Below are 13,200 nucleotides of genomic sequence, written 5' to 3'. Positions count from 1 at the left end.
TTTTATTTCGTCAAATGGTTTTTATTATAAAATGATATAGATTTTTATTATAATAATTAAAATTTTTAATTATTATAATTAAACTACTTCTTTTAAAACAAATAAAAGCCTTGATTGATAAACCAAATAAATAAAGCAAGCCGTTATGTTGGCGCATCTGATAAAGGAGAAAAAAATGCCGAGTGTCTTTGTGCACGATCTTTATTATTGGGAACAGATTATTATTGAAGCCTATCGCATTTGGCGACAAGGTAAACCAACACAAGCCATTATCGAGCATCGCTTGGCAGCCAATCTGCAGCAGGAGCGAATTTATCCCTTTATCAATGCCCTATTCGACCTCTTTACCCATGCTGATAAAATTAATGAAATCAAGGCTGGACAAGAAGGGGACTATCTAACACCAACGGAACTACTGATAATTGATCTTATTGCAGGCACAACAGGCACCGCGCCACACCATGGCGACCTAACTAGCAAAGCTGCCTTTGTGGAAGTTGAGCAACAAGCAAAACAAATTTTGGAATTATTTGCGCAAGCAGGCATTGTCATCCGCCCAAGCCTTAGCATTACCGCATCAGAAGAAGAGCAACTGGTGCGCCTTGCCGCCAACTCCTACCAACATGTTTTCCGCATGGAATAACAAAAGCATAAATTAAAAAATAAAACCAATATTACCGAGTTTAAAAAAACATCAATCGGCAAACACTTTTAAATTTTACTTTAACTGTTTGCCAAAAGAATTAATGAATTAATAGAATAAGCGATTGATTACCACAAATATATGGACCAATCGTTTTAAATTATGCTAATCTACAGCAATCCAAGTTCCAGCAGCATTTTTTTGCAATACAGCTACAAAATCCTTACTGCTCCCGTCTGATAGACTAATATTAACGGCACAAGCAAATTTGCTATCCATTTTATTGCAGATACCCTTTGGCGTAATTTTAGCTGTTGTTGCAAGCGCCTTTTTTTCTTCACTACCTGATGTGGCAATCATAACGGTTTTTGTCACCTCTATAATATCGCTATTTTTAGGACCACCAAAAAAAATATTTGGCCCCCAAGTAAAGTAAACAGCCCCAACACCAACAATAATTAATAATATTACGAAGTTTATCACTTTTTTCATAAACCAACACCTTTATCTAATAATAAAATTACGCAGTTCTATTATATTAAAACATGTTATATTAAAACAAAAAAATCCAGTAAGCCTTTTTATAAAAGACATACTGGATCTATTGCTATTTTGATAAAATTTACTTTTAAAAGTGTTTAAATTTTATGCTTTGGGTGCTGCACTGCGCACTTCTTCATCAACGTGGCTTGCAAATTTGCCAAAGTTATCAACAAACATGCCAGCAAGCTTTTTAGCCTGCGCATCATAGGCAGATTTATCTTCCCATGTCGAACGCGGATCAAGGATAGTAGTATCCACACCATTAACTGCTGTTGGCACTTCAAAGCCAAAATTTTCGTCGTGGCGGAAAGTTACATTTTTCAACGAACCGTCAAGAGCCGCAGTTAAAAGCGCACGAGTTGCCTTAATGGGCATGCGGCTACCAGTACCATAAGCACCACCAGTCCAACCGGTATTAACCAACCAGCAATCTACCTTATGCTCAGCAATAAGAGCACGGAGCAAATTACCATATTCCGATGGGTGGCGCGGCATAAACGGCGCACCAAAACAGGTTGAGAATGTTGCTTCAGGCTCCGTTACACCTTTTTCAGTACCGGCAACCTTGGCTGTATAACCAGATAAGAAGTGATACATGGCCTGTGCTGGGGTAAGTTTAGCAATTGGCGGCATAACACCAAAGGCATCAGCAGTCAGCATGATGATATTTTTAGGTTGACCACCACGACCTGTTGGGCTTGCATTGGGAATAAAATGCAATGGGTAAGCGCAACGGGTGTTTTCAGTCAGTGAACCATCATCAAAATCTGGTTCGCGACGCTCATTTAACACAACATTTTCAAGCACGGTGCCAAAACGTTGCGTTGTTGCATAAATTTCAGGCTCTGCTTCGGCAGAAAGACGAATGGTTTTAGCATAGCAGCCACCTTCAAAATTGAAGACGCCGTCCTTGCCCCAACCATGTTCATCATCACCAATAAGGGTGCGTGATGGATCAGCTGACAGCGTAGTTTTACCTGTGCCAGATAAGCCAAAAAACACAGCAGTATCGCCATGTGGACCTTCATTAGCCGAGCAATGCATTGGCATAACGCCCTTAGCTGGCAAGAGATAATTCAAGGCAGTAAATACTGACTTTTTCATTTCACCGGCATAAGATGTACCACCAATAAGCACAATCATACGGGTAAGATCACACGCAATAACCGTTTCACTGCGGCAACCATGGCGCACAGGATCTGCACGGAAAGAGGGCAGATTGATAATGGTCATTTGTGGCACAAAATTTTTCAATTCGCTTTCATAAGGACGAATAAGCAAATTGCGGATAAAAAGAGCATGCCAAGCATATTCACTGGTAACACGAGCGCGAATTGAGTTCTGCTCATCAGCGCCACCAATTAAATCCTCAACAAAAAGATCACGGCCCTTAGCGTGCTCGATAAAGTCAGCATGAAGCGTATCAAAATGCTCTTGCGACATTGGCTTGTTGTTTTCCCACCAGATATGAGACTCTGTCTCACTGGTGCGGACAACAAACTTATCCTTAGCTGAACGCCCGGTGTGTTGACCGGTATAGGCAACAAGTGCACCTTGAGCGGTTATCTTTGCTTCTTGACGTCTAATTGCTTCTTCATAAAGCAAAGCTGGGGTAAGATTGTAATAAACATTACCAAGATCTTTAAGTCCCGCTGTAGTGATAGACGCGGACGGGTTGAAAATGCCAGTCTCTTTCATAATAACTCCGCATGATTCATCATTAAAAACGCATTTTTTAAAAAGGCGTAACGCTTTAAGACAGAAAAAATCAAATAGATCAAACTTTTAATCGATTTAAAAGAAATTTAAATTTTTTAAATTGCTATTTATCCCATTAATTATTATTTTCTAATAAACAATTTTTTGGCTAAAATTTGTGAAATATATCTGAAAAATCAACTATTTTTACCCATTGCCACAATTTGTACCTAATTTGTCCCCCAAAAAGGGTAATAGAAAAAAAGGCGAAAATTTATGCGTTACCCTTCAACTAATTACAAATTGTTCTAAGGTGAGTCGGAGGAAAAACAGAATTTGCTCAAATAAACCTAAATCTTGAGCAAAGCAGAGAACGGTTTTAACGCTGCTAATTTATGAAATGATGTATGTTAAATTTGGCATAATGGATAAATAAATTAGCAAGATAATAATCGCGTAAAATTTGGATAGCTACTTTAAGCCTATAGTAGATGTCCTAAATGCCGCTATAATGCTAATTTAAATTTGACTGGTTTTTTGCAGTTATATTTAGGTAGTATGACAATAAATACAAAACATCCCAATCTATTCAACTGTGGTTAGATAGTTTGGTATTTAAATAAAGATGGTATCTAATTTAAAGCGAGGCCTTATGAAGGATGCAACAACCACAACCCAGACTATTGCACTTGTTGATGATGACCGCAATATTCTGACTTCTGTATCGATTGCGCTTGAAGCTGAGGGTTATAAGGTCGAAACCTATACTGACGGCGCTTCAGCTCTTGAAGGTTTGATGGCTCGCCCGCCTAATCTTGCTATTTTCGACATTAAAATGCCGCGCATGGACGGCATGGAACTTTTACGGCGTTTGCGTCAAAAATCTGATTTACCCGTGATGTTCCTGACTTCAAAAGATGATGAGATCGACGAGCTTTTTGGGCTTAAAATGGGTGCTGATGACTTTATAACCAAGCCTTTTTCACAGCGCTTATTGGTTGAACGCGTAAAAGCTATTTTGCGTCGTACAGCCGCAAGGGAAGCTGCTAAAGTAAGCGGCCAACCAAGTTCATCCATTGAGCGTGGATCGCTTGTCATGGATCAGGAACGTCACACCTGTACGTGGAAAGGCGAACCGGTTATTTTAACGGTTACCGAATTTCTTATCTTGCAATCGCTAGCGCAACGGCCAGGCGTTGTTAAAAGCCGTGACGCATTAATGGATGCTGCCTATGATGATCAAGTCTATGTGGATGACCGCACCATTGACAGTCATATTAAACGCTTGCGCAAAAAATTTAAAAGCGTTGATGATAATTTTGAAATGATTGAAACACTTTATGGCGTTGGCTATCGTTTCCGTGAAGGTTAATAAAACCGGCAATAGTGTCAAATAACATAAAATAAACTTTTATTTTGACACTATGGCCTTTCATGCTTTATGGCCCATAGGCTAAGGCTTCCACGTCACCAATGAGATAGCTAGAGCCCTACGCTTTGGTTAATCGTGTTAAAAGCTATTTAAGCCGAATTTAATTTTAAAAACTGGTTAGCAACCTGCATCAACTGGTTTAAACCCAATAGGATCATTCTTGCTATATGAGTGAGGACGCAAAAATAGGCGATGGCAATAACGCCGCCCAAACGACAAAGCGTACAAAAAAATCGCCAATCATGCGATTTTTGCGCCGCATAAAGCGTTTTTTTGAGCTTGTCCTATTTTCAAATCTTACAATGCTAATTGTGATTTTAAACATTGCGGCTCTGGTTGGGTTAATGTTTGGCATCATGCTACTCAATCAAACCCGCGATGTGGTGGTAGATGCGCGTCTTGATAGTCTAACAACGCAAGGAAAAATTATTGCGGGTGCTATTGCGGCATCTGCAACCGTGGATACTAATTCAATCCTTATTGATCCAGAAAAACTTATGGAGTTGCAAGCAGGCGAAAGTTTATTTGCCCATGGCGACAGTAGCGATAATTGGGATTTTCCAATTAATCCAGAACGTGTATCCCCCCTATTAAGACGAGTTATTTCGCCAGCAACCACAAGAGCACGCATTTATGACCGTGATGCAAATCTCTTGCTTGATTCACGCCAACTATATTCAAGTGGGCAGGTTTTAAGCTACAGCCTACCCAATATTTCTAATAATGACCAAACTTGGTATGAGCGTTTTTCAAATTGGCTATCCGGAATATTTTTCGGTAATGATATTCCACAAGATAGTGAAATGTCAGGCGGCAATGGCATGGCATATCCTGAAGTTTTAAAAGCAATTGATGGAACACCCGCAACTGCGCAGAGGCGCAGCCGCCAAGGTGAATTAATTGTTTCAGTAGCTGTGCCTATTCAGCGTTCTCATACGGTTGTTGGGGTGTTATTACTATCGACGGTTGGCTCGGATATTGATAATATTGTTCGTGCCGAACGCATGGGAATATTAAAGATTTTTGCGGTAATTGCAGCTGTCATGCTAGTGCTTTCACTCTTCTTAGCATCCACCATAGCTACACCTTTGCGCAAATTAGCAGCCGCTGCTGATAGGGTACGTAATGGTACCAATAAGCGGGTCGAAATTCCTGATTTTTCCTCACGCCAAGACGAAGTTGGACATTTATCGACCTCTATTCGCGATATGACGGAAGCACTTTATATGCGCATTGAAGCAATTGAGCGATTTGCTGCCGATGTCAGTCATGAATTAAAAAATCCGCTAACCTCGCTGCGTAGTGCAGTTGAAACCTTACCTTTGGCAAAAACCGATGAAACACGCGGTCGGCTCTTAGAGGTTATCCAACATGATGTGCGCCGTCTTGACCGCTTAATTACTGATATTTCTGATGCTTCCCGACTTGATGCAGAACTGGCACGTGAAGCATCACAAGAGGTAAATATTCAAACTTTGCTTGATAGTATTGTGTTAGCAGCACGAGAAGTGCGCAAAAATAAAACGCAAGCAAAAATCGAGTTTGATGTTGAACCATTAAGCGGCAATAAACGCTATATTGTTGCTGGGCATGATTTGCGCCTTGGTCAGGTGGTATCAAATTTAATCGAAAATGCGCGTTCATTTATTCCAGTTGAAAATGGTATTATCCGCATCAAAATGAAAATGTCTGGTCATAATATTATTCTGACAGTTGAAGATAATGGTCCTGGCATTGGCGCTGAAAATATTGAGCGCATTTTTGAGCGTTTTTATACTGATAGACCTGGCGCAGAATCCTTTGGACAAAATTCTGGACTTGGCTTATCTATCAGCCGACAGATTATCGAAGCCCATGAGGGCACTCTCACGGCCGAAAATATTATCGACCCTAACAATAAAGACCACCTGCTCGGCGCGCGTTTTATCATTAAGCTGCCAGTTGCCGGCTATCATGGAAAGCCACATCATGAACGAGACGACGAATAACCCTAATTTAATGCATGCCTGCGCTTTGCGCCTTGGCAGTTATGGCGTCATTATCAAAGGACAATCAGGCTCGGGAAAATCGACCATCGCACTTGCCTTAATCGAATGGGCGGAATCTATCAACCGCAGTGCGGCGCTTGTTAGCGATGATTATGTACTATTAAGTCGCGACGAACAGACGGTGGTTGCGACTGCACCTGATACCATCAAAGGACTAATTGAGGTGCGCGGTGCTGGAGTTTTTAGAATTGAGCATCAAGACAAAGCCCGCATTGACCTTGTTGTCGAATTAGAAGGTAAGGGTGAACGCTACCCATCAAGTGAAGGCTATGAGATTTTAGGAATTAAATTGCCTTTTTTACGCTTGCCTAGTCTTGAAAATGCTAATCCAATTACTATTTGTCAAGCTATTGAAGCCACCTTGTTCAAGCGGGCCTATAAGCTTTAAACAATTTACATTATTTCATTGAAGCAGATTGTAATGCTCGCGATCCGATTCTTTGTTATAAGTAGATATGCAAACAAACTGCCGTTTTTAGAGAATATTTGCATCGCTTTTTCAAATTGGGTGAAAAAGTGGCGAAATTTGGCAAAAAAGTCACATTTATTGGTTAAAGAAGCGGAAATATTGTAATTATTTGAAGTTTCCCCTTGCACTCCGCGTTAAGACTGAGACAATAGATAATTCGTCCTTGAAGAAGAACTCAAGCAAGCTTGGACGAGATGTGTTTTTAACGGGAGCATATATATGATCGGACTCGTGCTTGTGACGCACGGTAGGCTAGCTGAAGAATTCTTACATGCAGTGGTGCATGTGGTTGGCCCACAGGAAAAATTTGCAACTGTTTGTATCGGTCCAGATGATGATCTGGATCAACGGCGTGATGATATTTTGGCCGCAGTTCAATCAGTTGATGAAGATGATGGTGTCATTATCTTAACCGACATGTTTGGTGGCACTCCCTCCAATATGGCTATATCGGTTATGGTAGAAGGCCAAATTGAAGTTATTGCTGGCGTCAACCTACCAATGCTGATAAAATTGGCAAGCGTTAGGCATGTTGAGAGTTTGCAAGGGGCGCTACGCGCCGCACAAGATGCTGGACGGCGTTATATTACCGTACCAAGCATGGTTCTTGCAGACGAATAGGAGGCAAAATGTCACAAACGCAACTATCATCACAACCATCCCTTGCAGAACAGGTGCTAACACGTGATATTGGCATTTGTAACAAGCGCGGCTTACATGCGCGCGCCTCTGCTAAATTCGTTAAACTGGTTGGTTCTTTCAATGCTGATGTACACGTTGAAAAAGATGGCATGAGCGTTGGTGGCACATCTATCATGGGACTTATGATGCTTGCCGCTTCGCCAGGGTGCAGAATTAGAGTCATTGCATCAGGTGACGATGCCAATGCCGTGCTTGATGCGATTGAAGAACTGGTTAATGAGCGTTTTGGTGAAGAGTGCTGATATAAGTTATTGTAAAGCAACAATAAAAAATGACAATCACCTGATAAACTATCTGATCAAGCTGCTCATATTTGCCTCTATTATAAAGTTAAATTAGGCGCAGGCAAAAATCCCTTTAAACATCATAATATTTATTAAAAATATCAAATAAATTAACAATGTTCACATTTTGCATTTTGTCTAAATACTATTATCTCTTTTCCAATATATTTTTTTAAAAAAGCTTTAAACAATTTATCATGAGACTCCTTGCAAACCGGCTCATCATCGCCAGCTGTTATTTCAATATTTTCATCCATCGCGATTTCAACAAGTACAAGAAAAAGCCAAACACCTCATCATTCGTTTTATTTTCGTGCCTTCTGAAGTTGCGTATTGGCAACGTTTAAATAGGCTAATAATTTCGCGTTAATCATTCTTCATAATTTTAGATTATTTTATCATTCATATGCCTCATCTTTTAAAGAAAGATGATGAATTCAATTGTGATGAGACGACTTTATCTTGAAACATTTATTCCAAACTATAGATAAAATGCCTATTGCAAATGCGCGCAATTTACACCGCCATTCATGCGCCCTTGCTTAAACAGCAGGAATCACCTTTAATTGAGTGCCCCGATTATTGTCTGATGGTTTGCTTTTTTTGCAATTGGCAGTATAAGCAAACAATTAAATATTGATCTGGTTATCGCCAGTTTGAAAATCGAGTTGTAAAATTTGCCATGACGCTATTAATCATCGACACAGCCACACGCCTTAGTGCTACCGCCCTTTTTGATGGTGACACGTGTCTTACATTTGATACAAATCCGCTTGAAAAAAGTCCTGCAGAGCATTTGATGCAGCAGATTTCAACAATCATGCAAAAGGCAAATAAAAGTTTTTCGGATATAGATCGCATCATTGTAAATACTGGTCCAGGTTCCTTTACCGGAATTCGCATTGGAGTTTCCGCAGCACGTGGCTTTGGCCTTGCCCTAGATAAACCAGTTATTGGCATATCATTATTGGAAGCCAAGGCATTTGCATTGCGCAATGAACAATATGCGATTTCTATTATTGAAGAAGGTCATGGCGGCACTCTAATGGCGCAACATTTTAATGCCGCAGGCAATATATTGACGCCTGCTTATACAGCAAATGCCGATGATATTCGCAAAAATCTTATGGGTGAAATATTGTTGAGTGGCTCAGGCGCCGCCAATATCAAAAGCCCGTTAATTGCGGCTCGCAAATCACCACCATATTTTGAAATTTTACAATCCTTAGCAGTATTAGGGGCAAATAAGTCACCTGAAAACGCTTTACCTACCCCTGTCTATATGCGTCCGCCTGATGCAAAACCGCAAATTGGCTTCGCCCTTCCCCGTATATAAAACATATTGGTTTTTGCATTTGATGCAAATGGCAATGCTCTTAAATGGGTAATAATTGGCATAGATTAATATTATTACCCTTATATCATGGGTAAGCATTTAATTGGTTGAATTGTTAATAGAATAATTTTAATTATCTCATTGAGCTGCGAATTTTAACATTCATTTTTAAGAATAGTCATTTTTTAAGAATAGCCAATTTATGGAATTAGCATGACCAGATTACCCTTTATGCGACGCAATATGGACATAGCACCTTTAACCCTTGACGACGTAGAGGCATTGCATCGCTTACATGCCGGTGCATTTTTTGAAACTTGGGATGAAAATGCATTTCATAATTTTTTGCAAGATAGCACGATTTTTGGTCTATCTGCTCGCCCTATAAAGGAACCTAACAATATGGTTGCTTTTGTATTGGCGCGCCTTGTTGCCGATGAAGCTGAAATCTTATCTATCGCAGTGGATAAAGAGCACCGTGGTGACGGCATCGGGCAAAAACTTATGCATGCATTACTACGCCATTTTTATCATCATCGAGTCGAAAGTGCTTTTTTAGAAGTTGATGAAAACAACATTGCAGCAATCACGCTTTACAAAAAATTTGGCTTTGAAGAAGTTGGCAGACGCGCAGGCTATTATCGCTCCCCCGATGGGCGCAGTGACGCGCTCATTTTACGCCGGCAATTAATCTATTCACCATCGGCAATAAAAGAAAAAGCTTAAATATTGGCAATAACCACTTTAAACCGGGTGCGGATATTTCCGTCACCCGGTTTTCCCCTCTGATGCGGTGAAAGAAAAAATCCTCTCACCTTCAGATTTTCAAATTAGAATAAAACTTAAAACGGCGTTGATAATAATACGCTAAATAACAAGTTCGCCTTTCAAGATAGGCTTGAAAACAACTCTCATCACCAATATATAGTGTCGCAGTTTTTTTCGTTCGACAAGTATTTTTTAATATTTTTTTTGGCTTTTATGTTTTTTTCGCTAAAATTCACAATTTCAAAAAAATCTATATCAGATACTCAACTCTTTGTTTATAAAAGTTATAAATATTTTGCCACAAGGATTAAAACCGCAAATAATATGGATGAGCTTAAACTATTAGACGTTAAACATACAACGCTTCTCATACCCTATGGTGTAAAAATTCCATATTTGCTAAGCAATTTTTTAACGTTTTTTTACACGTTAACAAATGGTGAACTTTCTTGTGAAGATCTGCTTGCCGATCATGATATTTGCATTTATGCACCAGGCCTTATCGGTATATGGTTAAATTCAAAGCCCAATTGCAAAACTCAACGAGATGCTAAACTTATCATGGATAAAGTAGCTACTATCAGTAAGTTGGACAAAGGCTTAATAAAATACCGGCTTTTATATGAAAAATTTCGCTTAGGTTCAGATGTGCCAAGCCCCTTTATAACCCACTTGGCGCACCGACAAGGATACTATAATGTGATCAAAGATATTACTATTGGCGATTGGCTGCCATGCTTCACAAGACAAACAACCTGTGATGATCACATAATTATTATATGATATTTGACTATTTTATTGGCTCATCCTTGAAAAAATGCTGAAAAATCCAATTAGAGTTAAAAATACTTTACAAATTGAAAAAATGCTGAAAAAAGACGGCTATAGCGAAGATGAACGTTTTTTGCCAATGCGCACTGGTTAGCGACAATTTAAAAATATGATTATTGTTAAAATATTAAAGTGCAAAGCTATCTTAGTATAAAGATAATTGCCATCGCCATGAGATTGGATTAAAAGATATTCTTTAGCTAACTGCGCTAATAAACGCTTATAGACTTTATTTAACCCAATGCATAAAGCCAGATCGATTTCAAGGCTGCATGCTGTAACGTCAAGGATTATATCTTTGCCAGATAAAAAAATTTCTGTTGTCATACCTTGCCGTAATGAAGCTGAAAACTTAGGTTTTTTATTAGACGAAATTGACAATGCAATGACTGGGCGCAATTATGAAGTGCTAGTAGTTGACGATGGCTCAACCGACACAACTGCCAAACTTTTAGCTAACCGTATGGAAGCAGGCAAACCTTTGCGCCATATTCGTCATGATCGCTCTTCGGGCCAAAGCTGCGCACTACGTTCGGGTGTTTATGCAGCATCGGGGAGCATAATCGTTAGTCTTGATGGTGATGGTCAAAATGACCCAGCCTATTTACCACAACTTGCCGATAAATTAATTGCAGGCGGTGAAGATATGGGCTTAGTCGCAGGTCAAAGACTGAAACGTACCGACACGAAATTGAAGCAATTTTCATCGCGCATGGCCAATGGTTTGCGCCAAGCGATATTGAAAGATAATACGCGCGATTCTGGCTGCGGATTAAAAGCTGTACGCGCCGATATTTTTAAAAAACTACCTTACTTTAATGGTTGGCACCGTTATTTACCTGCCCTTGTTTTACGTGAAGGATATCAAGTTGGCCATCTTGATGTTATTGACCGCGAACGTGTACACGGCAAATCCAATTATGGTATCTTAGATCGCGCCTTAGTCGGCGTTCTTGATCTGTTTGGAGTATGGTGGCTTCGCCGCCGATTTAAAATTGTACCAAAGGTTAGCGAATTAAAGTTAAACCCAACCACAAATTTAGACGAAACAACAGGAAATACCGAAAATGTTTGATGCACTAGGCGCATGGTTCCATGAAGTGTTTGTGGCGCAAATGGATTGGTGGGCGGTTATTGGCTATTGTGGGCAGCTCATGTTTACCATGCGTTTTGTCGTTCAATGGCTTGCGTCAGAGCGTGCCAAACGTTCAATCGTGCCCGTTGCCTTCTGGTTTTTTTCCCTTGGCGGCGGTTTAATCCTATTTGTTTATGCCATTAGCCGTAAAGAACCAGTGTTTATTTTGGGTCAAGGTGCAGGCTTATTTATTTATATTCGTAATCTTTGGCTCATTTTTAATGAGCGGCGCAATGACAAGACGCAAGCCCTAAAAAGCTAATTTTGATCGGAATTCATAAGCATAAAAACTTCAAAAAAAGCGCACAGAGGATATAATCTTATCCAAATCCTCTGGACGTTAGAAGCTAAGATAAATTAAAATTTAAGCTATGCTTTTGAAATTTCGCCGTAATATTCTGCAACACAAGGCTCTATATATTGCCAATTATTGAGATTCAAATTAAGTATATCAAAAATAAAATAAGGAATAAGTAGGCATAATAATTCGCAGCGCATTTCAATTGCGACTTTTTCACTAAATAAAACATAGGTTATAGGTTTACCATCTGTATATAACTGATTTGTCGAGTCTTCACCCATTTCTTCCCATAAACTCAATCTTTTTTCCTCAAGAAACTTTTCATCTCCCACATGTGGTCCATGATAAAATTCTTTAGCACATTCTATATATTGAAAAAAAACATGATTAATTTGAGTTGTTATACTTTCTAAAATTTTAATAAATATTTTCATAACGTCAACGTAATTCAAATCTTCAGTCTTCGCGTAATACTCAAATATTTCAACCGTTACGTTATTTTCTAATATATCTTGTTGCGTAAAATACCTATTTATCAAATTACTTTCCTTTTGCGGATGCATCTTTAATTGGTTATCCCATAAATTTATTAATATTAAAGCAAGAAGTACAAAATATTATACAAAACTATGAAGTAAATTACTAAAAGGTAAATATATCAGTTTATCAATAAGCTCATACTTATTTTTACTCAAAACCCAACGCTTTTAGAAAATTTACAACCTTTATCTAATTCAAGGCAGCTTTTATGGAATAGACTTCTTTGACTATGGGGAAGCTATCGTAAATTAATCCCCCCAATTAGCCTATTTTACTTTTTTCTAAGTGTCTGTTTTTGGTTAAATATCGGAAGACGATGAGCATCAATCGAGGGGAAAAACGTAAGCCGATCCTGTTTGTGTTGGTATATTTCCAATCGCCAACATTGCAAATCAATCTTGCCCGCCAACGCATTTATACATATTTGAAACCCTTCTTGATGCCTATGGAATAAGATTTCCTGCACATCG

Annotated in this window: 15 protein-coding genes; 11 read left to right on the top strand and 4 right to left on the bottom strand. The window is 39.2% G+C overall.

Annotated elements, in window-relative coordinates; all coding sequences use genetic code 11:
• The first annotated feature begins 175 nt into the window (after window positions 1-175).
• Window positions 176-643: a hypothetical protein gene (locus H3299_RS02680; RefSeq protein WP_182418791.1), complete on the top strand. Its 468-nt coding sequence runs from the start codon at window positions 176-178 to the stop codon at window positions 641-643.
• A gap of 165 nt (window positions 644-808) precedes the next feature.
• Here the strand turns inward: H3299_RS02680 and H3299_RS02675 are convergent, their stop codons facing one another.
• Together H3299_RS02675 and H3299_RS02670 are read right to left on the bottom strand one after the other, a co-directional pair.
• Window positions 809-1,135, bottom strand: a complete 327-nt coding sequence (locus H3299_RS02675; RefSeq protein ID WP_182418790.1) for a hypothetical protein — start codon at window positions 1,133-1,135, stop codon at window positions 809-811.
• A 153-nt stretch (window positions 1,136-1,288) separates the two neighbouring features.
• Window positions 1,289-2,884: a phosphoenolpyruvate carboxykinase gene (locus tag H3299_RS02670; protein WP_182418789.1), complete on the bottom strand. Its 1,596-nt coding sequence runs from the start codon at window positions 2,882-2,884 to the stop codon at window positions 1,289-1,291.
• A 652-nt stretch (window positions 2,885-3,536) separates the two neighbouring features.
• On the opposite strand from H3299_RS02670, the gene H3299_RS02665 reads away from it, so the two are divergent.
• The 5 genes from H3299_RS02665 (at window position 3,537) to H3299_RS02645 (ending at window position 7,777) form a co-directional block, all read left to right on the top strand.
• A complete protein-coding gene (locus H3299_RS02665; RefSeq protein ID WP_182418788.1) occupies window positions 3,537-4,256 on the top strand; it encodes a response regulator transcription factor in 720 nt (239 codons plus the stop codon).
• 227 nt (window positions 4,257-4,483) lie between these two features.
• Window positions 4,484-6,304: a stimulus-sensing domain-containing protein gene (locus tag H3299_RS02660; RefSeq protein ID WP_182418787.1), complete on the top strand. Its 1,821-nt coding sequence runs from the start codon at window positions 4,484-4,486 to the stop codon at window positions 6,302-6,304.
• Complete coding sequence (locus tag H3299_RS02655) at window positions 6,285-6,752, top strand: HPr kinase/phosphorylase (RefSeq protein ID WP_182418786.1); 468 nt, start codon at window positions 6,285-6,287, stop codon at window positions 6,750-6,752. The genes H3299_RS02660 and H3299_RS02655 overlap by 20 nt, the downstream gene beginning before the upstream one ends.
• 300 nt (window positions 6,753-7,052) lie before the next feature.
• Window positions 7,053-7,454 carry a PTS sugar transporter subunit IIA gene (locus H3299_RS02650; RefSeq protein WP_182418785.1) on the top strand — a complete coding sequence of 134 codons (402 nt, stop codon included), beginning with the start codon at window positions 7,053-7,055 and terminating at the stop codon, window positions 7,452-7,454.
• Window positions 7,455-7,462: 8 nt separating this feature from the next.
• A complete protein-coding gene (locus H3299_RS02645; RefSeq protein WP_182418784.1) occupies window positions 7,463-7,777 on the top strand; it encodes an HPr family phosphocarrier protein in 315 nt (104 codons plus the stop codon).
• Between the two features lie 152 nt (window positions 7,778-7,929).
• On the opposite strand, the gene H3299_RS02640 is transcribed toward H3299_RS02645, so the two are convergent.
• Window positions 7,930-8,076, bottom strand: coding sequence for a hypothetical protein (locus tag H3299_RS02640; protein WP_182418783.1), 147 nt, complete (start codon window positions 8,074-8,076; stop codon window positions 7,930-7,932).
• A 425-nt stretch (window positions 8,077-8,501) separates the two neighbouring features.
• Here H3299_RS02640 and tsaB point away from each other — a divergent pair, with 425 nt between their 5' ends.
• From tsaB to H3299_RS02615, 5 genes are all read left to right on the top strand, one after another.
• On the top strand, window positions 8,502-9,155 hold the full coding sequence (gene tsaB / locus H3299_RS02635; RefSeq protein WP_182418782.1) for a tRNA (adenosine(37)-N6)-threonylcarbamoyltransferase complex dimerization subunit type 1 TsaB: 654 nt from the start codon (window positions 8,502-8,504) through the stop codon (window positions 9,153-9,155).
• 213 nt (window positions 9,156-9,368) lie between these two features.
• Complete coding sequence (gene rimI / locus H3299_RS02630; protein ID WP_182418781.1) at window positions 9,369-9,881, top strand: ribosomal protein S18-alanine N-acetyltransferase; 513 nt, start codon at window positions 9,369-9,371, stop codon at window positions 9,879-9,881.
• A 255-nt stretch (window positions 9,882-10,136) separates the two neighbouring features.
• Entirely contained in the window at window positions 10,137-10,706 is a 570-nt protein-coding gene (locus tag H3299_RS02625) for a hypothetical protein (RefSeq protein WP_182418780.1), read from the top strand.
• A gap of 346 nt (window positions 10,707-11,052) precedes the next feature.
• Entirely contained in the window at window positions 11,053-11,829 is a 777-nt protein-coding gene (locus H3299_RS02620) for a glycosyltransferase family 2 protein (RefSeq protein ID WP_246708119.1), read from the top strand.
• Window positions 11,822-12,151 (top strand): lipid-A-disaccharide synthase N-terminal domain-containing protein, encoded by a 330-nt coding sequence (locus H3299_RS02615; protein WP_182418778.1) that lies wholly within the window; start codon window positions 11,822-11,824, stop codon window positions 12,149-12,151. The genes H3299_RS02620 and H3299_RS02615 overlap by 8 nt, the downstream gene beginning before the upstream one ends.
• A gap of 107 nt (window positions 12,152-12,258) precedes the next feature.
• On the opposite strand, the gene H3299_RS02610 is transcribed toward H3299_RS02615, so the two are convergent.
• Window positions 12,259-12,753, bottom strand: a complete 495-nt coding sequence (locus H3299_RS02610; RefSeq protein WP_182418777.1) for a hypothetical protein — start codon at window positions 12,751-12,753, stop codon at window positions 12,259-12,261.
• Between the last annotated feature and the right edge of the window lie 447 nt (window positions 12,754-13,200).

Origin of the sequence: Bartonella sp. HY038 (assembly GCF_014117425.1) — a bacterium.
Classification (GTDB): domain Bacteria; phylum Pseudomonadota; class Alphaproteobacteria; order Rhizobiales; family Rhizobiaceae; genus HY038.
The sequence above is the reverse complement of the archived record's forward strand: the minus strand, read 5'-3'. Positions and strand labels throughout refer to the sequence as shown.